The organism is Parabacteroides sp. PFB2-10, from assembly GCF_029893085.1.
GTDB lineage: Bacteria > Bacteroidota > Bacteroidia > Bacteroidales > Tannerellaceae > QVMG01.
Window position 1 is genome coordinate 1 of sequence record NZ_JARXWI010000006.1, and the last position, 24,337, is coordinate 24,337.

Annotated in this window: 20 protein-coding genes; 11 read left to right on the forward strand and 9 right to left on the reverse strand. The window is 44.4% G+C overall.

The genetic code is table 11. The features are described from left to right. Positions 1 to 258: 258 nt before the first annotated feature. The 4 genes from M2137_RS06670 to M2137_RS06685 form a co-directional block, all read right to left on the reverse strand. The gene (locus M2137_RS06670) at positions 259 to 1,407 is read right to left on the reverse strand and encodes a DUF4221 family protein (RefSeq protein WP_280765689.1); all 1,149 of its coding nucleotides are present in this window, start codon (positions 1,405 to 1,407) and stop codon (positions 259 to 261) included. Positions 1,408 to 1,521: 114 nt separating this feature from the next. Continuing rightward, positions 1,522 to 1,776 carry an NVEALA domain-containing protein gene (locus tag M2137_RS06675; RefSeq protein WP_280765690.1) on the reverse strand — a complete coding sequence of 85 codons (255 nt, stop codon included), beginning with the start codon at positions 1,774 to 1,776 and terminating at the stop codon, positions 1,522 to 1,524. Between the two features lie 476 nt (positions 1,777 to 2,252). Continuing rightward, a complete protein-coding gene (locus M2137_RS06680) occupies positions 2,253 to 3,122 on the reverse strand; it encodes a DUF1573 domain-containing protein (RefSeq protein WP_280765691.1) in 870 nt (289 codons plus the stop codon). Positions 3,123 to 3,135: 13 nt separating this feature from the next. Further along, on the reverse strand, positions 3,136 to 3,360 hold the full coding sequence (locus M2137_RS06685; RefSeq protein WP_280765692.1) for an NVEALA domain-containing protein: 225 nt from the start codon (positions 3,358 to 3,360) through the stop codon (positions 3,136 to 3,138). Positions 3,361 to 3,538: 178 nt separating this feature from the next. Between M2137_RS06685 and M2137_RS06690 the strand changes: the two genes are divergently transcribed. The 4 genes from M2137_RS06690 (at position 3,539) to asnS (ending at position 9,438) form a co-directional block, all read left to right on the forward strand. After that, positions 3,539 to 4,546: a hypothetical protein gene (locus M2137_RS06690; RefSeq protein ID WP_280765693.1), complete on the forward strand. Its 1,008-nt coding sequence runs from the start codon at positions 3,539 to 3,541 to the stop codon at positions 4,544 to 4,546. A 412-nt stretch (positions 4,547 to 4,958) separates the two neighbouring features. Beyond that, positions 4,959 to 6,302 carry an adenylosuccinate lyase gene (gene purB, locus M2137_RS06695; protein ID WP_280765694.1) on the forward strand — a complete coding sequence of 448 codons (1,344 nt, stop codon included), beginning with the start codon at positions 4,959 to 4,961 and terminating at the stop codon, positions 6,300 to 6,302. 83 nt (positions 6,303 to 6,385) lie between these two features. Then, on the forward strand, positions 6,386 to 7,882 hold the full coding sequence (locus tag M2137_RS06700; protein WP_280765695.1) for a pseudouridine synthase: 1,497 nt from the start codon (positions 6,386 to 6,388) through the stop codon (positions 7,880 to 7,882). A 125-nt stretch (positions 7,883 to 8,007) separates the two neighbouring features. Beyond that, the gene (gene asnS, locus M2137_RS06705) at positions 8,008 to 9,438 is read left to right on the forward strand and encodes an asparagine--tRNA ligase (protein ID WP_280765696.1); all 1,431 of its coding nucleotides are present in this window, start codon (positions 8,008 to 8,010) and stop codon (positions 9,436 to 9,438) included. A gap of 82 nt (positions 9,439 to 9,520) precedes the next feature. Here the strand turns inward: asnS and M2137_RS06710 are convergent, their stop codons facing one another. Next, on the reverse strand, positions 9,521 to 9,997 hold the full coding sequence (locus M2137_RS06710) for an Lrp/AsnC ligand binding domain-containing protein (protein ID WP_280765697.1): 477 nt from the start codon (positions 9,995 to 9,997) through the stop codon (positions 9,521 to 9,523). A 123-nt stretch (positions 9,998 to 10,120) separates the two neighbouring features. Here M2137_RS06710 and M2137_RS06715 point away from each other — a divergent pair, with 123 nt between their 5' ends. After that, a complete protein-coding gene (locus M2137_RS06715; protein WP_280765698.1) occupies positions 10,121 to 10,681 on the forward strand; it encodes a GNAT family N-acetyltransferase in 561 nt (186 codons plus the stop codon). Here M2137_RS06715 and M2137_RS06720 read toward each other — a convergent pair. Further along, positions 10,664 to 12,415: a hypothetical protein gene (locus M2137_RS06720; RefSeq protein WP_280765699.1), complete on the reverse strand. Its 1,752-nt coding sequence runs from the start codon at positions 12,413 to 12,415 to the stop codon at positions 10,664 to 10,666. The genes M2137_RS06715 and M2137_RS06720 overlap by 18 nt on opposite strands. Positions 12,416 to 12,727: 312 nt before the next feature. Here M2137_RS06720 and M2137_RS06725 point away from each other — a divergent pair, with 312 nt between their 5' ends. Next, positions 12,728 to 14,581, forward strand: coding sequence for a PAS domain-containing sensor histidine kinase (locus M2137_RS06725; protein WP_280765700.1), 1,854 nt, complete (start codon positions 12,728 to 12,730; stop codon positions 14,579 to 14,581). 17 nt (positions 14,582 to 14,598) lie between these two features. Here M2137_RS06725 and M2137_RS06730 read toward each other — a convergent pair whose 3' ends face one another. Beyond that, the gene (locus tag M2137_RS06730; RefSeq protein WP_280765701.1) at positions 14,599 to 15,876 is read right to left on the reverse strand and encodes a GAF domain-containing hybrid sensor histidine kinase/response regulator; all 1,278 of its coding nucleotides are present in this window, start codon (positions 15,874 to 15,876) and stop codon (positions 14,599 to 14,601) included. A 106-nt stretch (positions 15,877 to 15,982) separates the two neighbouring features. Continuing rightward, a complete protein-coding gene (locus tag M2137_RS06735) occupies positions 15,983 to 17,869 on the reverse strand; it encodes an ABC-F family ATP-binding cassette domain-containing protein (protein ID WP_280765702.1) in 1,887 nt (628 codons plus the stop codon). A gap of 142 nt (positions 17,870 to 18,011) precedes the next feature. Here M2137_RS06735 and nhaD point away from each other — a divergent pair, with 142 nt between their 5' ends. Further along, on the forward strand, positions 18,012 to 19,445 hold the full coding sequence (gene nhaD, locus M2137_RS06740; protein WP_280765703.1) for a sodium:proton antiporter NhaD: 1,434 nt from the start codon (positions 18,012 to 18,014) through the stop codon (positions 19,443 to 19,445). A gap of 6 nt (positions 19,446 to 19,451) precedes the next feature. Here the strand turns inward: nhaD and M2137_RS06745 are convergent, their stop codons facing one another. Further along, positions 19,452 to 20,294 carry an ATPase gene (locus M2137_RS06745; RefSeq protein WP_280765704.1) on the reverse strand — a complete coding sequence of 281 codons (843 nt, stop codon included), beginning with the start codon at positions 20,292 to 20,294 and terminating at the stop codon, positions 19,452 to 19,454. Positions 20,295 to 20,904: 610 nt separating this feature from the next. Here M2137_RS06745 and M2137_RS06750 point away from each other — a divergent pair. The 4 genes from M2137_RS06750 to M2137_RS06765 all read left to right on the forward strand — a co-directional run bounded on the left by M2137_RS06750 (position 20,905) and on the right by M2137_RS06765 (position 24,148). Beyond that, positions 20,905 to 21,915, forward strand: coding sequence for a BF3164 family lipoprotein (locus M2137_RS06750; protein ID WP_280765705.1), 1,011 nt, complete (start codon positions 20,905 to 20,907; stop codon positions 21,913 to 21,915). A gap of 118 nt (positions 21,916 to 22,033) precedes the next feature. Continuing rightward, positions 22,034 to 22,201: a hypothetical protein gene (locus M2137_RS06755; RefSeq protein ID WP_280765706.1), complete on the forward strand. Its 168-nt coding sequence runs from the start codon at positions 22,034 to 22,036 to the stop codon at positions 22,199 to 22,201. Next, positions 22,191 to 23,024 carry a formylglycine-generating enzyme family protein gene (locus M2137_RS06760; RefSeq protein ID WP_280765707.1) on the forward strand — a complete coding sequence of 278 codons (834 nt, stop codon included), beginning with the start codon at positions 22,191 to 22,193 and terminating at the stop codon, positions 23,022 to 23,024. The genes M2137_RS06755 and M2137_RS06760 overlap by 11 nt, the downstream gene beginning before the upstream one ends. 38 nt (positions 23,025 to 23,062) lie before the next feature. Next, positions 23,063 to 24,148, forward strand: a complete 1,086-nt coding sequence (locus M2137_RS06765) for a BF3164 family lipoprotein (RefSeq protein WP_280765708.1) — start codon at positions 23,063 to 23,065, stop codon at positions 24,146 to 24,148. Positions 24,149 to 24,337 lie beyond the last annotated feature (189 nt).

Genomic DNA, 24,337 nt, shown 5'->3' on the forward strand with positions numbered 1-24,337 from the left:
CACATTCGCCAACGCTAATTCCGATAGTATGACTTTATTCTCACTCTGATATATATTCCATCCTGCTGCAACAGCTATCACTGTTACCATAACGAATCCACTTATTTTCTTTTTCATATCATTCTGTTTTTAGTGATAGCCTCGTTAAAGTTAAGCATCTCTTTTTCCTTGTGCAAGTAAGCAACTGATAACAGACCGTAAAAACGAGAAGAAAAAAAATAGAAAGGTAGTAGTTCATAATGGTATGATCAAGATTATCTATTCTCTCTTTAAGTCGAACCGAACGAAACTTAAAACATCGTCACTATAGTTCGGGTTCATACAGTGTGAGCTTGAAATATACAGTCCGTCTTTGTTTACAAATAACAGATATGAATTATATCTATAATCGGGGAAGCGGGTCTCCCCAATAATATCAAACTCATTGTCAAGGATTATTATCGAAAAGTTTTTCTTCCCAAATTGAATTAATGATACAGCATCTACTCCGCTTTCGATGGATGTTTTAGGGTAAGCTATCCGGTAATAAACATTTCTGTATTTGTCATAGATTAAATTTCCATAATAAGATCCTTCACAAAGATTTCTCGCTCCCTGGCGAAAATCTGTTGTATAGTCGTAGTCGTCAGGTATTGATATTTTGTCTACATAATAACTCTTCACGGGAATCTTTCGTTGTTCTTTGTGGTCAACGGATGTAATATAAATGTTTTCGTCATAATGAAATGAATATATGAAGTTTTCGCCATTAAAGCATCGGCTGAAATAATCTTCGCTACTCGACCTTTTGTTTTTGTTATCGACATTAGGCAAAGCCGGATAATAAAAATTCAACTCACGCACTTCTTTTGTCTCCAGATCGATGGATACCGACACAGGGTTCCTTTCGGCATGTCTGTTGGCTCCTACACAAACATACAATTTATTATCTATTAATTCCAAAGGATGATAGACCATTGATGTCAATGATTGTTTTTTAAATAATTTTAAGCCGTTCGTTGAATATTCATATTGTATTTTATCTATTTCATTTGCGTTTCTATCTATTAAAGGTATTTCTGCGGTATGAATAGATGTCAGGAATATACTATCTAAATTATGTATGTAATATCCCAAGAAAGGCCCGACCCCATTAGAACCAGAAACCTCTGCGTCAATTGTAAAATCTCGGTTTCCGTTTTTAAGATTATAGAATATTATTTGATTACAATCACGATTCTCTATACTTAGGTATTCTTCTCCCCCATCGCTTACTATCGAAAGAGTGGGAATGGTCGGATATGTTGACCTGTCCAATTCAAACAAAAGAGACTCACCGCTTTCTTCTAAAATGAAATCACGATTATTCTCTGTACTGCAAGAACAAATTAGCAGAGGAGCCAACAATAATATGTATTTTTTTTTCATGTGTTATAATTATAAACAATTTTCTATAAATGGAATGAACAAAACAATAAGGGTCGAAAATAACATCTCTTTTCAACCCTCATATGTTTTTACATAACATACTTAAAATATGTGTTAATCACAAGGCGCACATGCATAATTGCCAGCGTCACAACATTCCCAAGTTGAATAGTTCATCCAACAAGTCCCTAACAGCTTTTCACAAGACGCCAACGCCTCCACATTAGCCAGCCCTAGGTCAGACAGCGCAACTTTGCTTTCACTCCGATACACATTCCATCCTGCTGTAACAGCTATCACTGCTACCATAACGATACTTAAAATTCTTTTTTTCATGATTTGAATCATTAAATTGTTAATTAATTTCATTTAATTTTCATCCATAATCTACCTACTTTCCTTCCGCGGATTATGGGTTACACCGTGTACCGATACCTTTTCCACTTTTCGGGAAGTGAACCTTGTCTGTACATGAGTGCCTGCTATTTGTACTTTCACCATTTCTAAGTACATTTTGATAAGATAGGATGCGCCTCAACATAACTCAACCAACGGTCGCTTAGCGCAAGCGTAAAGCAAATAAGCTTGGTTCTATGTTCAGCTTTCACTATCTTTGTTCTTCATAAGCTTCCTCCTTTCCTTTTTTATGGTTTGGAGGGACAAGCCGGGGAGACTGCTTCTATGCTTCAAGGTTTAGGGCAGTTCTCCCTCTTTTTTTACCTGTCCCCTGATTTTACTTTTATTTATTCTTTACTTTGTGCGCCTTTGTGTGACTTCGTGGTAATAATACCATAATGAGTTTTTTTACCACCAAGTAGCTCTAAGTCACACAAAGGTTTTTTTCATCAAAGTACTTGCCCTAATATCGTTAGTTTTATCCACTTCTCCGTATTACACTTAACGGTGATGGTCTCGTTAAAGAAACCACTCTCCTTGGGTGTATAAATTACCTTTACCTGCAATGTCTCTCCCGGTTGCGCCGGATGTTTGTCGAAATTGGGTGAGGCGCAGCCGCAGGTGGTGGCTGTATCCATAATCACCAACGGCTTCTCTCCGGTGTTTCGGAGGGTAAAGACCGCGTTCTTGCTTTCGTTCTTTTCAAAAGATCCCAGGTTGATCTCTGTTTGCTCCGCTTCGGCGGTGGTTCGGATGGGTTGGTTCGATGTAGAGGGAGTGACGCTTCCTGTAATCTGCTTTAGATAAAGATCTTTTACTGCCAGGTTATGGATGGGGTTACCGATGCTAACCACCCGGTTGTCTTTATCTAATAGAAAGGTCTGAAAGGTGATATCGGAAGGGAAGTTGTTCAATTTGTTTAATTGGTCTTCCCTGTCGAGGCAAACCGGATAATCAAAATCATCTCGTTTCAAAAGGTGACGAATCTCTTTCTGATCCGATGATTGAAAGAAAAACAGGAAAGGCATATGGCCATTTGTAATAGAATCTACCTGCGCGATCCACTCTTTCCATTTGGGCAATTGCAATTTGCAACTGATACACCCCAACGAATCCACAAACACCAACACCTTATAGTCAGCTTCCAAAACTGGCCATTCCACCGCGTCGGTCGCATATTGAGAAAACACCATTTCATCGGGGAAAAGGATCTCTTTCCCCTGCCACTCGGTCACCAGGCGGGTGATCCGCTGTTTGTCCGATTCGTGGCAGGAAAGAAAGAGAAGAAAAAAGGGTAGAATCAAAAGGTATTTTTCCATCAGGAGGGATGGGTTACTTCAAGCTGTAATTGTCGATCATAAACTCAACTTTATTGCCATAGCAATCAATAGTACCTATTCCTCTACAGAAATATTTTGGGATAGATTCTTCTTCGGCCAAAGCCTCTATATTCACCAGAACCAACTCGTTGGGAAGCGACTTGTCTCCTTTGATTAGTAGATAGGAACCAACCATAAGACAGATGCATAAAAAGATCATTTTTACCTTTGTTTTCATAATTATGTATTCAATTTATTTCCACAAAGAATAATGATTATTTTGAATTTACCAAAAAACCGAAGGTGTAAATTAGACAAATTCGAACTTTTATTTTTTGTATCTAAAATGTATCTAAAATGTATCCAAAATGTATTAAATTCGTCTCGCAATAACAAGGATATAAAAAGTAGGTGTTATGGGAAAGAGTAAAAAAATGACTATTATTTTGTCCGTTTCCTTCTGTCTGTTATATGTTTGGGGGGTAATATGGCTGGTAAAGAATGGAGAAAAGAAACTGAAGGAACAATTGGAATCCGAATTTTCTTCCGTCGTTCAGAAAGATTTCGAGAAACGCGATGCGGTAGAAAATACTCCTTTGTTCACCGGGTCTTCGAGCACACAAAACGATCAGATGATAATCAGCTATAATGACACGGTAATCCCTATTGAAAAAACAGAAGAACAAGGACAATTGACAGATAAACAAAAATTGTATCAATTCTCTCAATCTTACCTATATATAAAAAACCCTATCGATGTATCTGTATTAGACAGTCTTTTTCAAAACAACTTAACACAGCGAAAGATTTATGCGAAAACGGCTGTTACCTATATGGACAACAGGCAAAAGAAGGAGTACAAAAGCCGAAATGATGATCACTTTTATGAAACAGCCCTCCGGACAGAGCCTGTCTTTTTAGGAGTCAATCAGGAAATGACTGTACAAGGATATGCGAAAACGGCTGTTTTTCCTATGCTTCTTTACTCTTCTACATTTTGGGGCATTACCTTCCTTTTGACTGGTTGGTTTCTTTTGTTGAGTATTTTTTTAGACATTATCCGAAAACAGGCTGTTATCCAACCGATCATAGACAATCCTAATCATCAAATAACAAACAATGATAGACTGAGGATTGGAGAGGAAATTTTGTATGATCCCGTGGAAAAGGTGATTAGAATAGGTGACGAAAGAAAAGTTCGTTTGTCGCCGCTTCCGGCAGCGTTTTTTGTGGCTTTCCTGCAAGCCCCCGGTCGTTACCTCTCTTTTGAGTCCATACAGGAGATCTGTAGCCGGCATGATAAAAGCGCCAGTCGGGGAAGTATAAACCGTGCCATAGGCAGGCTCCGGGAAGAGATAAAAGAGATTCCCCAAATCACTATTCTGAATGATTTCAAAAAGGGATATCAGCTAAAGATCGAATAATCCTGTAAAGAGATATTCTTTCAGATGAATCACCTTTTCTGATTCTTAACAAATGTTAATTTGCTTATTTCCGACGAAACCCCCAATTTACGATTTGTAATTTCCGAGGGACTTTGCGCGCAAAAAAGCGGGACTTTGGAGACAAACTCCCGGGAGAAACACTTTTTAACGTATGGATTTGTAAGTAAAATAGGCGTTTTGCTTACAATCGCGATTTTAACATTTCGAGAGAGACCACCTCAAATTAAATCATCATTTTGCTTTACACTTCGCTTGCCGGAGGATTAGGGGTAGTTGGAGGTTGCTTAGGGCAGTGTATAGTTATTTATCGAAAAAAGTAAAAAAGGGGACTGTTTTGCTTTTGTTTACGAAGAATGTATTAACTTTGTGCTCCTTATATGAATGGACTAACATGATGTTAACAACATTGACTGCGATCTCACCCGTTGATGGGCGATACAGAAACAAAACAGAGAGCCTGGCTGCTTATTTTTCAGAATATGCGCTGATAAAGTACAGAACACGTGTGGAGGTTGAATATCTGATTACGTTGTCGGAGTATCTGCCGCAACTGAGTGTACTTCGTGAGCCTGCGATACAAGAGGGTTTGCGAGGTGTTTACGTGCATTTCTCGGAAGCGGATGCCCTGCGGGTAAAAGAGATTGAAAATACGACGAACCACGACGTGAAGGCCGTGGAATATTTCATTAAGGAAAAGGCGAAAGGCTTCCTTTCGGAGGAGTATCATGAGTTTATCCATTTCGGGTTGACTTCTCAGGATATCAACAACACGTCGGTGCCCCTCTCGTTGAAAGAGGCGCTCGAAGAGGTGTTTTATCCTTCGTTGCAGGGAGCAATCGATCTGTTGAAAGCAAAAGCGGAAGAATGGAGTGCCATTCCGATGCTGGCCAAAACGCATGGGCAACCCGCTTCGCCCACCCGTTTGGGAAAAGAGGTGATGGTATTTGCCTACCGCTTAGAGCAGCAGTTGGCGATGCTGAAAGCGATCCCCGTATCGGCTAAATTCGGTGGAGCCACCGGCAACTTCAATGCGCATCACGTGGCCTATCCCGAACAGGACTGGCGCGCGTTTGGCAACCATTTTGTGAACGACGTATTGGGACTGCAACGCGAAGAATGGACCACGCAGATATCCAACTACGACAACCTGGCAGCGACGTTCGACGGCATGAAGCGCATCAACACCATCCTGATCGACCTGAACCGCGATTTTTGGCAATATATCTCGATGGAGTATTTCAAACAGAAGATCAAAGCCGGAGAGGTAGGCTCGTCGGCCATGCCGCACAAGGTGAACCCGATCGATTTTGAAAACGCGGAGGGGAACCTGGGTATTGCCAACGCATTGTTGGAGCATCTCGCGGGCAAATTGCCGGTATCGCGCCTGCAACGCGACCTGACCGACTCCACCGTATTGCGTAACATTGGCGTGCCCCTGGCACACATGGAAATCGCCTTGGCCAGCTTAACAAAAGGGTTGGGTAAATTGTTATTAAATGAAACAGCCCTTCGGGAAGATTTGGATAAGATGTGGGCAGTCGTAGCAGAAGGTATTCAAACTATTTTACGCAGGGAAGGATATCCGAAACCTTATGAAGCGCTCAAAGCGCTGACGAGAACCAATGAGGGTATAACAGAGGAGTCGATTAAGCAGTTTATTGATACATTGGATGTCAAAGCATCCGTAAAAGAGGAATTAAAGGCGATAACGCCGCATAATTATACAGGTATTTAAATATTTAAAAATCAAATTTCAGTGTTAGTAAAAACGGGCAACCGTGAGGTTGCTTTTTGAAGATTAATTAAAGCAGTACAACAATGACGACAGAAGAAAGAGATGAATCTCAACCGCGCCCCAGAAAAGTGATACCAAGTATCCGCAGGGAAAACACAGACCAGGATGGTGAAAGAAGACCTTACAATCAAGGTTACAACAAACCCGAAGGTAACAACTATGAACGGAGACCCTACAACAACCGTCAAAACAACGACCGTGGAGGGTACAGATCCTATGGAGACAACCGCTCTTCGTATGGAGACCAACGTCAATCCTATGGCGATCGTCCGCAACGTCCGCGTTCGTACGACAACCAGGGAGGGGGCTACAATCGCCCTTCTTATGGAAACAACCGCCCGTCATACGGTAGCGGTGGAGGAAATTATGGTGGAAACCGCGATGGAGGTTACGGAGGTAACCGTGACGGAGGATATGGTAACAACCGTCCTTCGTATGGCAACAACCGTCCCTCATACGGCAATGACCGAGGAGGCTACAACCGTCCGCAACGTCCGAGTTACGACGACCGCGGAGGACGTGTTTATTCGGCCTCACCGGAAGGCTCACAGCAAGACGACGGTCTGAAGAAAAGAAGACCGCGCGTAGGCGATGCCCGTGTCAACCAGTATGACAACCGGGGAGGTGGCATGGGACGTCCTTCGTATGGCAACCGCCCGCAACAGGGAGGCTATCGCCCACAGGGCGGAGGCTTTGGCAATCGTCGCCCGCAACAACGTCCGGGTGGCGGAGGCTATAGCCCGAACGACAAATACAGCGTACAAAAGCAATTGAAGTACAAAGAGGTATTGGCCGACCCGAACGAACCGATCCGTCTGAACAAATTCTTATCGAATGCCGGTGTCTGTTCACGTCGCGAAGCTGATGAATTTATCCAGGCAGGTGCCGTAAAGGTAAACGGAGAGGTGGTAACCGAACTGGGCACCAAGATCACGCGTCAGGACGAGGTATTGTTCAATGAAAAAGCGGTACAGATCGAAAGCAAGCTCTATATCGTGCTGAACAAGCCGAAGAACTGCGTAACCACATCGGATGACCCACAGGCTCGCCTGACGGTGATGGATCTGGTGAAGAATGCCTGCACGGAACGTATCTATCCGGTAGGACGTCTCGACCGCAACACGACCGGCGTGCTTCTGTTGACAAACGATGGTGACCTGGCATCCAAACTGACACATCCTTCGTTCAAGAAGAAGAAGATCTATCACGTGTGGTTAGACAAAAACGTAGCGATCGAAGATATGGAAAAGATAGCCAACGGATTGGAACTGGAAGACGGAGAAATCCACGCCGATGCGATCAGCTATGCCAATGAGATGGATAAGAGCCAGGTAGGTATCGAGATCCACTCCGGACGCAACCGCATTGTGCGCCGTATATTCGAATCATTGGGCTACCATGTCGTGAAGCTCGATCGCGTGTATTTTGCCGGCTTGACCAAGAAGAATCTGGGTCGTGGCAAATGGCGTTATCTGAACGAAAGGGAAGTCAACGCGCTTCGTATGGGAGCTTTTGAATAAAAGAAAAGCCCCTCCAACCTCCCCTTAGGGGAGGCTTTTAAGAGAAACATAGTAAAGCATAGTTTGGCCTCTTTTAGCCTCCCCTCGGGGGAGGTTGGAGGGGCCGCTCTTAATAATAAATAAATATGGAAACAATTAGCAGAACAAGGATTGTAGATGTGCTGAAGAGCGAGGCTTTCGGCACAACCGTTTGTGTGAAAGGATGGGTACGTACCCGCAGAGGTAGTAAACAAGTCAATTTTATTGCGCTGAACGACGGATCTACAATTAATAATGTGCAGATTGTTGTCGATGTGGAGCTATTCGGAGAAGAGTATCTGAAACCGATTACGACCGGTGCTTGTATCTGTGTGAACGGCACATTGGTTGAATCACAGGGACAGGGACAGGCAGCCGAGATCCAGGCCACGGAGATTGAGATATACGGAACAGCCGATCCGGCGACTTATCCGTTGCAAAAGAAGGGACACTCGATGGAGTTTCTGCGTGAGATAGCCCACCTGCGTCCGCGCACCAACACCTTTAGCGCCGTCTTCCGCTTGCGCCATCATATGGCAATCGCTATTCACCAGTTCTTCCACGAGAGAGGATTCTTCTATTTCCACACCCCGATTATCACGGGATCGGACTGCGAAGGAGCCGGACAGATGTTTCAGGTAACGACTATGAACCTGAACAATCCCGACAGAAACGAAGAGGGGGCTATTGCCTACGAAAACGATTTCTTTGGCAAAGAGACCAGTCTGACGGTTTCCGGCCAATTGGAAGGCGAATTGGCAGCGATGGCTTTAGGGGCTATCTATACCTTTGGCCCGACTTTCCGCGCGGAAAACTCGAACACCCCGCGCCACCTGGCCGAGTTCTGGATGATCGAACCGGAAGTGGCTTTCAATGAGATCAAGGAGAACATGGACCTGGCGGAAGACTTTATCAAGTATTGTCTGCAATGGGCGCTCGATAACTGTATGGATGATATTCAGTTCCTGAACGGTGCCAGAAAACATTTGTATAAGAACGAAGAGGTCGACGACCTGGTAGAGCGTTTGAAGTTTGTGTTAGACAGTAAGTTTATCCGTCTGACCTATACCGAAGGGGTGAAGATTCTGGAAGAGGCCGTAGCAAACGGACATAAGTTCGAGTTCCCGATCTTCTGGGGAGCCGACCTGGCATCCGAGCACGAGCGCTACCTGGTAGAGGCACATTTTAAGTGTCCGGTGATATTGACCGACTACCCGAAAGAGATCAAATCGTTCTATATGAAGCAGAATGAGGATGGAAAGACCGTGCGTGCTATGGACGTATTGTTCCCGAAGATCGGAGAGATCATTGGCGGGTCGCAGCGTGAAGAAGACTATGACAAGCTGGTTGCCCGCGCCGAAGAGATGGGTGTGCCTCACAAAGATATCTGGTGGTATCTGGACACACGCCGTTTCGGCACAGCGCCTCACGCCGGATTTGGTCTGGGATTCGAGCGTCTGTTGCTCTTCGTGACCGGCATGGCCAACATTCGCGACGTCATACCGTTCCCACGGACACCCAAGAATGCGGAGTTCTAAGAAAAGCGAACGATGATAAAAACAGAAAAGCCCCGCATTCTAAAGGAATGCGGGGCTTTTTATAGGGATAGAAGCGAATCCGTTATTCAAATTCTTTGCCAAAGTCGATGGGGATCGGGCGCTTGAATGCTTCCTTGAAAGAGATAAGCGATTCGGTACGAGCCAAGCCCAGCGGTTGCAGTTTTTGATGGATAATGTGGAGGAGATGTTGATTGTTTTTGGCATAGATCTTAATGAAAAGGTCATATTGCCCGGTTGTGTAATGACATTCCACCACTTCAGGGATCTGCAATAACGCTTCGGTTACTGCCGGAAACTGTCCCGGAGATTGGAGGAAAAGCCCCATATACGCACAGGTTTCATAGCCGACCTTGGTGTTGTCGACAATGAATTCTGCTCCTTTAATCACCCCCATGCTGGTTAACTTTTGAATACGTTGATGGATAGCTGCTCCCGAAACGTTGCATTCGCGGGCTACTTCCAGAAAAGGCAAACGCGCATTGCCAATGATAAGCTGAAGGATCTTTTCATCCAAATCATCTAATTGATGTTGTGCCATACTGATTGAACTTTTTAAATTGCCGTTAGATTATTCTTTCACTTTGTCACAAAAATAAGGAAATATTAATAATCTCAATAGAATAAGTTCATTTTTTTCTTTTAAATCATAAGTTAAACGTAAATGGAAGCGATAAAATATCAACATTTTAAGGGAAATGCATCCCTTGATCTTGAAGCGATAGAGAAAACATATAACGAATCATTCCCTCCTGCCGAGCGAAGAGACTTTTCGTTAGTCCGGAAACTACTCCGGGAAGAGCCGGATTTTGACATCATCGCTTTCTACAGAGAAGAGGAGTATCTCGGGTTTATCAGTTTTTGGTTGCTGGAGGACTTCTATTATGTGGAGCATTTCGCCATCGACCCCTCCGCGCGCAATGGGGGAATTGGCGGAGAGGTCATGAGGCATTTATTAAGTAACATGGAAACACCGGTGGTGTTGGAGGTGGAACTGCCCACCGATGAGCTAAGCCGTCGCCGTATCGGTTTTTACGAACGCCTGGGCTTTTCGTTCGACCCCACCCCCTACCAGCAGCCGCCCTACCGTCCCGGCGAGGATTGGGTCGACCTGCGCCTGATGGCGTATGGCGATATCGATCTGAAAAAGGATTTCGAACGGGTGCGTGATGCCATCCATCAGAAAGTGTATGGCATGAAGCCCGAATCAGGGTCGTCGTTCTAACGGTACCTGGCTTACAAGCATCACTTTTATATAGGCTATCCGGGCAATCCGACGAATATCAGCACCCGGAGTTCTGTCCTTCAACCGTATCCGGACGTAAGCATACGTTCTGGTCCTATCTTCCTCCGGGCCATTCGGCGTTGTCGTGACAAGCGGGTCATCGATATTCTCCCTTGCGACTAAGTAACGGCCGTCGACAAGCTTGAAATAGGGATTATTATCATCCATATCGTAAAGGAAATTGCCCTTCTCATCATAACTTTCTTTCGGATCATATTCAACCCTTGGTTTCACAAGGTCGAACTCATATCCCATATTGTAATTCGCTATGGGTATATCTCCACCTACCGCTATCGGTTGGCGGTCACCTTCTTTGTGCTTGGTGGTCTTAACCATGTGCAATAGGTCGATTCCGGTGGTGGTATTGTCATAGGCTAAAATGGTATCGGTGAAGTTTGGATTCCCTACCACGTTAGATAATTCCATGGCATAGTAATAGTTCATATTATCCGCTTGGCTGTACTTCGCGCTATTTGTTTTTCTTACTTCTCCCGAATAGTACCCTCCTGCTTCATTGTAACGCTGATTATTATACGCTATATTGTAATAAGAGGTTGAATCGACGTAAGCAAGCGAGTAATCGGAAGCGATATAATCTGTATTCCCTTGCCCTTTTAAGCGTGCCCAAAGGCTTATCATATCGAAACTCGTTTCATGGTTTTCGGGAGGATTGAGCTTCAGACGCACCTTCACGCGCAGGTCTTTTCCACCCCAACCATTGGTAACAAGTTCCGCACCAAGAACCTCCGGAGTACCACCTGATTTAATACCGGCGCGGGTAGAAACCGTTTTCGTATCTTTAAGGCGAAAAATAAGGTTATCCAGGTCTATACTTCCCCCTATAGTCGGAGGATTCAGACAATACCTCATCCAAACGGCTTCGCATGCGAAATACCAGAGAGGAAGCTTAGTTATAACATCAGTTTTTGGTTTTTCAGTAATAGAGTCGAGGCAATAGTAGTGGAGCGCGTTGAATTTGGTGCCCGGCACATTGTCTATGAGCCAATCCGGCATTAAGATCAAACCTAACAGTTTGTCACCGCTCATATTCAAGGCGATGGGATCTATCGCTTTACCATCCTCATCTTTTACATTCGAGATATATAATACGCCGTCGATGATGACAGCCGTGATGGCGTCCGCCGGCCAGTAGGACTCTTTGGTGTCTACGCCCTCCGGGGTTTCGTCGCTGTATTCAAACCAGGTACCGGTTTCTACATTCGGCAGGTAATAGGAGGCGTTTGAGCCGGTATCGCCCGCTTCTCCCTTATCACCCTGCGACGGTTTGCCGGTATCTTCACCATTGATCCACCAGTTGCCGTTTTCGCCGATCTCCACTACGGCGGCATCGCCTTTTGCACCGGTATCGCCTTTGTCACCTTTCGCACCATCCGTTCCGTTTTTGATCTCGTAGGTCGTCTTGTTGGTGGTCACCCGGATTCCGCCGACAATGGCTTCCACTTTGGTGATCACCTCCCCGTCGTTGATCGCGCTGCGCAACTGGGCGAGTTCGTTCTTGGTCTCGTCGATCTGCTTCTGCAAATCGTTGATGTCATCCCTGTAGCAGCCTGTCAAAACCGAGGATGCCATACAAAGCGAAACAATGCAAATCACCGCATATTTCACGGGGCGAATGGCTCTTTTTCTTTTTAAAATGTTCTTTGTTGTTTTCATTTTAGTAGTATTTAGTAATTATTTAATGTGGGCTATTATCACTTTCTCTATCCGAAAGCCATAGAAGTAGTTGACTCTACAAAAATAACCCGCTCCCAAAAGCGTGTCAATGAGTAATATTACTCAAATCGATATGAGTAATATTACTTAGAAGAAAGTTCATCCAGTGAACCGACATAAAGCAATTTGACAAGTTTCTTTTTTACTTGAATTGAATACGCGTTGTGTCAATTTGTAAAAAAATTTTACAAGACAATACGAATGTCTTTAAATATTGCTTTCCTTTGTTAAAATTGTTAATAATCGTGTGCTATGGAAGTGGAAAAAGTAAAGGATATACTTTTGAATGAATCGTTTGTTTATTATCCGGTAGGAGTCGTTTTATACAATGGAGAAGGAGAAGTAATTGCTATAAACCGAGCTGTTTCAGCGAAATTTGGGATTAAAGACAAATCAGAGTTTATGATCCCTCATCTGTTTCAAACTACATTTCTAACAGATCTGCAAAAGGAACATTTGCGGCGAGGAAGCACCATCAATGATATGGCTGTTGTCACGATGTCAATCATTCCTTACCAAAACAAGGAAGATAAAATTCTTGGATATACGCTGATCCTGGCCGATTCGCCCAAAGCGGAAATAGGAAGCCGGCATGAGCGCCAGCTACAGGAGTTTTTCAATATTTCCGAAAAGGTGGCTCTGGCCGTGCCCGACACCATTTTGTTGGTGAATCGGAAACTATACGTGGAGCGAGTCATTGCTGTCGCATCCGACTCGCATATTACCCCGGATGTGATCAATTGTCGTGTCGATGAATTTCCGGTCTACTGCCTGACTGAAAGGCAAAAAGAGCGAATCCGCAACACGGCGGAAAACTGTTTCAACAGGAAACGGACACTCAAATTAAACATAGATATGCCCCTCACTGACGGTACGATCAAGTATTATCAAGTAAGGATTGTACCCATTGAAAGCAAATATCTATTGGTCTACACCCGCAACATCACGGATCAGGTAGAGAGGGAAATCGAAAATCAACACCTCACCGATCGGTTGTCGGAAAGCCGCCATATGATGGAACTGGCGTTGCAAAACAGCAAGGTGGCTACCTATTGTTTTAATTACGACATATATAACGGTTGTGATAAGGTGAACTGCAAACATTGTTTCCAGTTCCACGGATCAGCCAACGATTTATTATTGCGTAATAAATATGTATGCCGCACATTAACCTCCCTGAGGCATCCCGAAGATCTGGCGGAGTTTTTCACTCTTTTCGAACATATCAGGAACAACCGGTTGGAAGAAGACAAGGTGAATTTGCGTTTAAAGAATGATGCCGGCGAGTATCGCAATTATGAAGTAAGCGGCAAGGTGCAGGAATGTGACGACCAAGGCAATCCGAGCGTCATTATCGGTTTGGTGATCGACGAGCAGGAACGGGTCGAGCAGGAGGCTTCGCTGCTCCGGGCAAAAGAGGAGGCTGAGACAGCCGACCAGTTGAAGTCGACCTTCCTGGCGAATATGACACATGAGATCCGCTCTCCGCTTCAGGCGATCGTAGGATTTTCGGATCTGTTGAGCACGGAGACGGATGAGGGTGTACGGGAAGAGTATATGAATCTGATAAAGACAAACAACGACCTGCTGGCCAACCTGATCAATGACATCCTGGATATTTCCAAGATCGAAGCAGATATGATTACCTTCTCCTATATGGATATCCACCTGGCGGATTTTGTGCGCGAGATCTATGCGACCATGAAGCTGCGGGTGACTTCGCCTAATATTATGCTTATACTGGATCCCTGTGAAGAGCTCACGCTTCATACAGACAAGAATCGCCTGGCGCAGGTGTTGATGAACCTGATTACTAATGCCATCAAGCATACCGATAAAGGCAGCATCCGTTTCGGATACGAGGTGCAAGCGGAGCGGGTTCGCTTCTATGTGTCGGACACCGGCAAGGGAATACCGGAAGACCGGATCGAGCAGATCTTCTCCCGCTTTGTTCAACTGAAAGGAGCCAAGCAGGGAATCGGACTCGGACTGGCCATTTGCAGAGGACTGGTAGAGAAAATGGGTGGCGATATCAAAGCCTCTTCCGTAGAAGGCGAAGGCTCTGTGTTTGAGTTTACCCTGCCATTCGTCCGTCCGGAAGCCTGAACATCGGTTTGATTATATCAAGAACATTTGGAGATCACTCTCTTTTCTTCCTGCGGGATGTAAAGGGGAGTGATTACTTTTTCTTTGAGGGGCAGGCTAAACCAAAAGGTTGATCCTTTCCCTGAGAGGGAGTTCAAGCCGATCTCTCCGTCGAGCGACTCGACAATGGTTTTCGAAATCGGGAGACCCAAGCCGACTCCCTGGCTGAAACTATCTAATTTCTTGAAGTGTTTGAAAATATCTTTATGATGTTCCGGGGCTATACCTATGCCGGTATCGGAAACGGAAACCCGCACCTTGTTATCGATCACCCGGTAAGAGAGCACGATACTGCCTGTCGAAGTAAACTTGCATGCATTCTTAACAAAGTGGGAAATGACCTGTTTCACCCGGTTTTCGTCTGTCAAAAGGAGAAGATCCGGATGCTGCTCGGCATGGAACAGGAACGATACGCCCGGTTCAGTCTGATTGAGAAACTGCTGAAAGATCTCCAGGCAGATCTGTTTCAGGTTGACCTCGGTGTATTCATAATTCAATTCGCCGGACTCAATCTTCGAGAAGTCCATCATATCCGCAATAATCTGCAGAAGCATATCATTGTTTTTATCCACGATGCTTTGGAAATAAAGACGTTCTTCCATGTTCTCCGTTTCGGCGATGATAGAAGAAAAGCCGACAATCGCATTCAGGGGCGTACGGATTTCATGGCTGATATTGCTGATAAAGGCTGATTTCAAGCGATTGGATTCTTTGGCTTCGGCCAGTTCTTTCTCTTTCCGTTCCTGATCGATACGTTGCTGATAGCGCTCCAATACAATAGAAAATATATGGGCAATTCGGGGAAGATCCTTAAACTCCTCCTGCGAGCGGCCGAGTCGGTTGTGTAATGAACTGAGACCGATAAAACCTTTCACCTCATCATTAAAGAACAAAGGAGTGGCGATAAACGATTTCATGCCCACACTACGCATCAGATGCAGATCGGCCTCATCGTCTGTCGGATTCTCTTCCAGGTTTTTCACAATCAATTCGTCGCCGTTACAGATGCTTCTCAAGGTCCAACTCATGTTTTCAAAAGAAAGAGAGGGCCTGTCTGTCTGCTCTTTGCCCTCTTTTTCGCGCATCATCTCATAAATACAATGCACTAACGCATTCTCTTCATCAAAAAAAGCCACGTAAATCCAGTCGATATCAAAGTAATCGAGCATGATTTGCATAGCCTTATCCATATTTTCTTTCTTATCCGACTGTAGCAGAAGCAGGTTGATCTCTGCGAAAAGCTGTTTTATATCCACAATATCAGTATTTATTCTTTCTTACTTAAAACGATTCGCTATGAAAACAAGTGAAGCGTTTGTTTTGTTCGCTTATCAATAGAGAAAAGCGGGAGGTTCAGACTAATCAGAGGTATTCGCTTAATTCCAGCCAACGCATGGTCTTTTCGTCGATGGCGTCGATCACTTCCGTGATGCGCGCCGACTTTTCGAGTAAGGCTTCGTTCGATAGCGTTCCGCTGCTCATGGCGGTCTCCAGGGCTTCCTTCTCTGCCTCTAATGCGGGAATGTCGACTTCCAGCGCTTCGAATTCCTTTTGTTCTTTGTAGGTGAGTTTCTTTTTGACCACCTCCTTTTCCGGACGGTTGTTCTTTTCCTGCGCGGGTTTGGCTTGTGTCTGACGGGCGGCTTCGGCTTCGCGTTCCAGCCTGTCCTGCTCTTCTTTCCAATCGCGGTATTGCGAATAGTTTCCCGGGAAGTCTTTGATATCTGCATTTCCACGGAACACCAACAGGTGGTCGACCACCTTATCCATAAAGTAACGGTCGTGGGAAACCACAATCGCGCATCCCTTGAAGTTACGCAGGTACTCTTCCAATACGTTCAGGGTAACGATGTCCAGGTCGTTCGTCGGCTCATCGAGCACTAAGAAGTTCGGGTTACGCATCAATACCGTACAAAGATAGAGTCTCCGCTTCTCGCCTCCACTGAGTTTGTGTACATAGTTGTGCTGACGATCGGGTGTGAAGAGAAAGTAATTCAGAAACTGGGAAACACTCAATTTCTGTCCGTTGCCCAGATCGACAAATTCAGCAATATCCTGTACCACATCGATCACCTTCATCGACTCGTCGAAATGCAAGCCCTCCTGGCTGTAATAGCCGAAACGCACCGTTTCCCCGATATCAAAATGGCCGCTGTCGGGCGCCATCTCGCCGATCAGCATCTTGATAAAGGTAGATTTGCCTGTACCGTTATTGCCCACAATGCCCATCTTCTCGTAGCGGGCAAAGGTGTAATTGAAATCTTCCACAATACGAATATCTCCGAAACGCTTCGAGACATGAGCGGCTTCAAAAATCTTCGATCCGATATAGGCCGCTTTCACATCGAGGTTCACCTGCCGGTTCTCCCGTTGCTGTTTGGCTCGTTTCTCCAATTCGTAGAAGGCGTCGATCCGGTATTTCGCCTTGGTGGCACGCGCCTGGGGCTGACGTCGCATCCAATCCAGTTCGGTGCGCAACAGGTTGTTGGCCCGTTCGATATCGGCATTGATTGCCTCCACACGCTCTTCTCTCTTTTCTAAGAAATAGCTGTAGTTGCCTTTGTATTGGTACACCTGTCGGCGGTCGATCTCCATAATCTCATTGCATACCCGGTCTAAGAAATAGCGATCGTGCGTCACCATCAACAGGCTGATACGCGAGCGACCGAGGTAATCCTCCAGCCATTCGGTCATTTCGAGATCCAGGTGGTTGGTCGGCTCGTCCAATAGGAGAAGTTCCGGTTCATCGATCAACACATTCGCCAATGCGATCCGCTTGATCTGCCCGCCCGACAGAGTTTCCACCTTCTGATCGAAGTTTAAAATCTTCAATTGGCTTAATATCTGTTTGGCTTTCTGTTCGTAATCCCACGCCTTCTCATTGTCCATGCGAATAAGAATATCTTCCAGCCGCGCGGTATCGTTCTTCGCCACCGCCTCTTCGTATTCCGCAATCAGGCGAACCGTGGTATTGGACGAATAGAAACAGGCCTGCAACACCGTCAACCCGGCAGGATAGACCGGTTGCTGTTCGAGATAGCCCACCCGCAGGTCGTTGCGAAACACCACTGAGCCGCTATCATATCCCTCCTTTCCGGCTATGATATTCATCAATGTAGTTTTCCCGAACCCATTCGGGGCGATCAGGCCGATCTTTTGCCCCTGGGCAATGCCGAAGGTGATGTCACCGAATAATAGGTTATCGCCAAAAGATTTGGTAAGTTTGTCGATTTGGAGGTAGCTGGCCATGCTAATTGGATTATTCCTTGATTTAAACCTGCAAAGGTAGAAAATAAACCAACAATGTTGGGATAATAGTCGTACTTTTGCCCCCGTTTGGTCGTTTTAGAAATTTGCGTACATATTATATTAAACTAAAAAACGTGTGACTATGTGGACTGTAATGATTGTGTTGTTTCTGGTTGGCTATCTGTTTATAGCCATGGAACACACAACAAAGATTAACAAAGCCGGTATTGCCTTATTGACCGGAGCCTTATTATGGGTGATTTACGCTATGCATGCGGAACAATTCGTTCCGCTTGTCTCTATGGATGAGTTGGAACGATTCCTGCAGGCCAATCCCTATCTATTGGAATTACCCTTTGCCGAACAATGCATTCGATTTGTGGTGGAGCATCAGGTGCTTCATTCCATTGGTGAGATTGCTGAAACCTTGATCTTCCTGATCGGCGCGATGATTACCGTCGAATTGATCGACACGCATGGTGGGTTTATGTTTATCACCAACCGGGTGACCACCCGAGACAAGCGAAAGCTGTTGATTATGATCGCCTTTATGACCTTCTTTATGTCGGCCGTACTCGACAACCTGACGACAGCGATTGTAATGGTCATGCTGATCCGCAAGATCGTGGGCAACTACAAAGAGCGCTGGGTCTATGCCAGTATCGTGATTATTGCTGCTAATAGCGGAGGTGCCTGGTCGCCTATCGGCGACGTAACGACCATTATGCTTTGGGTGCGGGGAAATATCTCGACGGCAGCCACGATTCCGCATCTCTTCCTGCCCAGCTTTATCTCGGCGATGGTACCTGTGATTCTGGCTCTTCCCTTGTTGCATGGCGATGTCACTCCGCCTTTGGCCATTTCGGATGAAGAAAATAAAGCGTTGCTCAAAGAGCTGCGCACAAAAGAGAAACTCTCCATTCTGGTGATCGGGATACTTTGTCTGATATCCGTACCTATCTTTAAGACCATCACCCACCTGCCACCCTTTATGGGCATTCTCTTAGGAGTCGCTATTCTTTGGATCTTTACGGAGCTTATGTATCGCCGGCATACGATCGAAGAGGACTTGAAGCTACGCCTTTCCAAGGTGGTTCACCGGGTCGACGGCGCTACGCTTCTGTTCTTTATGGGAATCTTGTTGGCTGTCGACGCACTGCGTTGTGTGGGCATATTAGATAGTTTCTCCACCTGGCTGGATGTGCATATTGGCAATGTCTATGCCGTAAATATGATTATTGGCACACTCTCCTCGATTGTCGATAATGTGCCGCTGGTAGCCGGGGCGATCGGTATGTATCCCGTGGCCAACGAAGCAATGGTAGCAGCAGCAGTCGATCCGACCTATATGGCTTACTTTATGCAGGATGGTGTGTTCTGGCAATTCCTCGCCTATTGCGCGGGAGTCGGTGGCAGCATGCTGATTATTGGTTCCGCGGCTGGTGTTGTGGTGATGGGGCTGGAAGGTATTCCGTTCGGATGGTATCTCAAACGGATCACCTGGATGGCAGCCTTAGGCTATCTGGCCGGCGCCGGGGTGTATATATTGCAAAATGTATTGTTAGGAATCTTTTAGTCGGCATCATACCGCAGGGCTGTGATATTCCACCAATCCCGGTAATGGCGATAAAGCAATCTGACCGGGATGAAGCCCTGCGGCTCGTGTCGCCTCACGCAATATAGACTGATAATAATAGGCTACCGATCCCAGGAAATGGATTGGGAAGTCGGTGGCGTGTGTATAGGGTTTGACGTTTCGTTCCAGAAACAGCCGGAAGCTATCCTCCACAAGCGCATGGATGGCAGGCTCTTCGATATTGTCCAACAGGAAGCGGGAGAGGGAGGCGAGGTAGCGACTGGGGAAGGGTTGCCGGTAGACACGTTCCAGAACGCTCTCTTCCGTAAGCTGGTAGGTATCCAGAAATTTATCGATTATAGGCAGGGGAAGCTGTTTCTTCAGGCAGTCGCCCACTAAGCGTTTGCCCAGAAAAGCGCCGCTTCCTTCGTCACCAAGAATATACCCCAAAGAGGGTGTATGTCCTACGATCTCCACCCCGTCGTACAAACAGGAGTTGGAACCGGTTCCCAAGATACAGGCAATGCCGGGCAACCGTCCGCATAAAGCGCGAGCCGCCCCCATCAGGTCGCTAAACACCTCTGTCTCCGCCTGCAAATGGCGCCCCAGAATAGCAGCTATCATCTGTCGCTTTTCCGGAAAGGCGCATCCGGCACCATAATAATAGACCGAGTGAATGGGATATCGATCAAGCTGTGGAAACAGGGAAGTACTCCACTCTTCAAACAAGTCATCCGCCGTTTGCATATACGGATTGACCCCAGCTGTTTGAAACTGTTTTTCCACCTTATTGCCTTCCATTATGCACCATTCGGTCTTTGTCGACCCACTATCCGCTATCAATATCATACTTTTATCCATTAATTCGGAACCGAAGGTAACTAAAATAGAAATCCCCACCACATAATTCCCCTAAATGATTTGGAATAAACCCTCTGGAACTCGGTCTTTCTTCCCCAAATGTTAAAATACGGACTGTAAGCAAAAAGCCCGTTTTACTTACAAATCCATACGTTAAAAAGTGTTTCTCCCGGGAGTTTGTCTCCGAAGTCCCGCTTTTTTGCGCGCAAAGTCGGGCGGAAATTACAAATCGTAATTTGGGGGTTTTGGCGGGAAGGGTCGGTTTTAACATTTATTAATCCTTGAATTGGCAATATAGATCTTTTGCTGACCATGTTGAAAATATATAGCAATTGCTTTTTTGCTGAAAAATGGATTGGAACAGTTATATTTGTCTGGAAGAGTTGATAGCGCAAATATAGAATGCTTTTGCTGCCCGAAATATGCCAGATAATATTTTAAAAGAGTATTTCAAAAATGGCAGTGATGAAAAAAATCCATCTGTTGTTTTGTTTACTATAAATAGTTCGCTTGTGCCCTAAATACAACTATCTTAGCCGGATGGAATGTATAGCGATTATGATTCCTAAAATAGATAGAAAGCTTTTTGAATAAAAAAATGAGAAATACAATCTTATTTCTACTCACTTTATGGGGGCTATATTCTTGTCAGAGGCCTTCCGACTCGTATAACCGGATATTCCCGGATGGCGAGAAAAGGCATGGTGAACTCTTTTTGTCGGGGCTTGATAATACACTTGCCTTTTATGAATTGCAGGTGACCGACTCCTTTGTTGTCTTTCTGGATTTCTTTAATGATACGGTTCTGCAGGTTTACAATCTCAAGGAAAGCCCCGGGCAGACCGATTATTTACTAAAAGGCAATGGCCCTGAAGATCTGAATATGCCGTTTGTTAACAAAGCCGTTTTATCGAATAAAAAGACAAATCATATATCTCTCTATGATTTGAGAAAGCAGGCTATAGGAAACTATCAGATAGATGATAGCGGGAAAGGCGAAGTGACATTCGAAAAGATTCCGCAACAACTACCCTTCACAAAGGATATAAATATAACCCATGAATATATTTTTGGAATAGATATAGATCAGCGGGAGAATGGACTGTTCTATAGATACGATATAGAAAAAGATGAATTATTTGCTGTTGCATATGCTCCAAAACACGACAGGAGTTACAAAGAAGATATGTTGCCTTTCCTCTATAATTCAAACCTGATTGTGCATGAAGAAAAGAAAAGAATCGTACAAGGTATGTTGAAATTGAATCTTATTCAGCTGTACGATTTTGATCTTACCCTAAAAAAACAACTTGTTGTCGGGGAGCAGATTCATTGGCCTGCAGTAGATCCTACCTATGTGGATCTACCCAATGCTACTAACTATTTCACAAGCATATGCGGAACGGATGATTATGTCTACCTTCTTTATAAGGGTTCTATTTCTTCTTCATATATCCTGATCTTGGATTGGGAGGGGAATCATAAAAAGACGATTGAAACGGATGTGGAACTAAAAAGAATAACAGTAGATAAAGACAACCGATTCATTCTGGGCGTTTATGAAAATATCGAGGGAGGAACTGATGTGAGAAAATACTCCCTCCTTTAGGATGCATATTAGTGGCTCCTGACCCTCTTTTTCTCTGTTTTACAACATATTCCGATCCGTTCAGAACTTGTATATTTGGAAACTAAAAATAAACATTCATACTAAAAAAGAAAAAACGATGGGTAGATTGAATACGTTTCCACGTACGTTTTGGGTAGCCAATGCATTAAAGTTGTTTGAGCGCTGGGCCTGGTATGGTTTCTTTATGTTGTTTGCTAATTATCTGACCGGTTCGTCCGACCTGGGAGGGTTGGAAGAGCTAGAAAGGAGTCATTATGATAAATAGGAATTATTTTCAAGGTAAGGCAGGTCAAAAAATATATATAGATAGACTATTGAATATTATAATAGTAGGAATGTTTTTGACGGTTTGTGGAATGAAAGTATACGGACAGAGCAACACAAAGTCTCATCTTGCTGAACCTGAAATGGTATTTGTGGAAGGGGGAACTTTTTTAATGGGTTCTCTACCCGGCGAAGGAGGAGCCGCTTACAGAGAAAACGAAAGCCCTCAGCACAGTGTAACAGTAAGCAGTTTCTATATAAGCAAATATGTAGTAACTCAGAAACAATGGAAACAGTTTATGGGGGACGAGTCATTGGGAAGCAAAAAAGGCGATAACTTACCAGTTGAAAATGTTAGCTGGGACGATGCCCAGAAATTTATTCGCCTTCTGAATGAAGCAACAGGCAAAAGTTATCGTTTACCAACGGAAGCCGAATGGGAATATGCGGCTCGTGGAGGGGCAAAAAGTAAAGGATATAAATATAGTGGAAGTGACAATTTAGTTGATGTGGCTTGGTACGACGAAGGTGGCTATAGCCTGAACCCTGTCGGAACAAAACAGCCCAACGAATTAGGTATTTACGACATGAGCGGCAATGTATGGGAATGGTGTAGCGATTGGGCGGATGTATATCCTGATTCACCACAAGAGAACCCCCAGGGGGCTTTGACAGGAACATGGCGTGTGCAACGCGGCGGCGGCTGGTTCAACGAAGCCAGACAGTGTAGAGTCACTCATCGCAGTTGGAGCGCTCCTCACAACCGTTATGGAAAAGGGCAAGGTTTTCGCCTTGTATTATCTCCTCCGATTAAGATAAACTAGTAGATCAAACGAAAACAAGGAGTTAAAATTCTAAAAAAATGTCACATACAACAATAAACAAAAAAAGTATTAGGAGTTTCATTATCTCAGTAGTTGTTGCAGCCATATCTTTTTCTTCATGCAAAATGAACGATAATCGTGATTTTGTTGATAAAGAAATATTTAAAGGGAAAGATATAGAAACGTTCAAGCTGGAAGGTACACTTATGCAGTTTAACGACACTATCTGGCATCCTGTTGGAATAGAAGTAAAAGATACATTGCTTTTTTTGAAAAATCGCTCAACTGAATATGTCTATCACATTTACAATTTGAAGAATAATGAAAAGATAAATGAATGCCTGAAGATAGGTCAAGGCCCCAATGAATTTATCTTTCCGCTAATAGTTCAGTCAATGGGAGATAATATTTGGATGTTTGATCGAGGGACATCGATAGTGAAAGAATACCTTGTTTCGGATCTATTAAGCGACCAGGTTCCTATCCCAAAGAAAAACATCCAACTAAAAAATCATGTATCGGATAAAGTGGCGGTTTTGCCGAACAATAATATCTTAGCTTCTGTCAACAAATTACCGAGAGGTGGATTTGATTTATATGATTTTAATGGAAGCTTTCTTGATTCCATTGGTAAATTTCCGGAATTTACTTCAGGGAGCTTGTCGGATATTGAAAAAATACAATTCTTTCGAAATGGATTTACCACTAATTTAACCGACCGAATATTTATCAGTTATCTGTACAGCGACTTAATCGAGATTTATGATTACAAAGGGAATTGTCTGCGAAGGTTGCATGGACCGGATCAGATTGGACTAGCCATGAGTCTTCAGTCGGCAGGCGATGGCTTTACGGCCGCAGAAACAATAAGAGGTGAAACTCGTAAATGTTATTCATCACCTGTTTATGCCGGAGATGAAGTCTTTGTCTTGTATTTTGGAGAGTTGTGGGAATACTATCAAGAAAGGGATTTTAAGATAATTGTTTTTGATTGGAATGGAAATCCACTTCGTATGTATGAGTTGGACACTCATCTATTTACTCTTACTGTAGATCCTGATAATAGAGTGTTTTATGGTATAACGAACTATCCTCAATATGAAATTATAAAATATAACTATTAAGCCCTGGATGTTATATGCGTTCTTAATAGGGGAGGGTATTTATCAAGTGAAATATATTTGACTCGTATATTTGTAAGGCTGTTCCGCCTGAAAAACAATCAGGGAAATCGCCTGTTTTCTCTGTTTTACAACATAACCCGATCCGCTCAGAACTTGTATATTTGGAAGCTAAAAATAAATCATTCATAC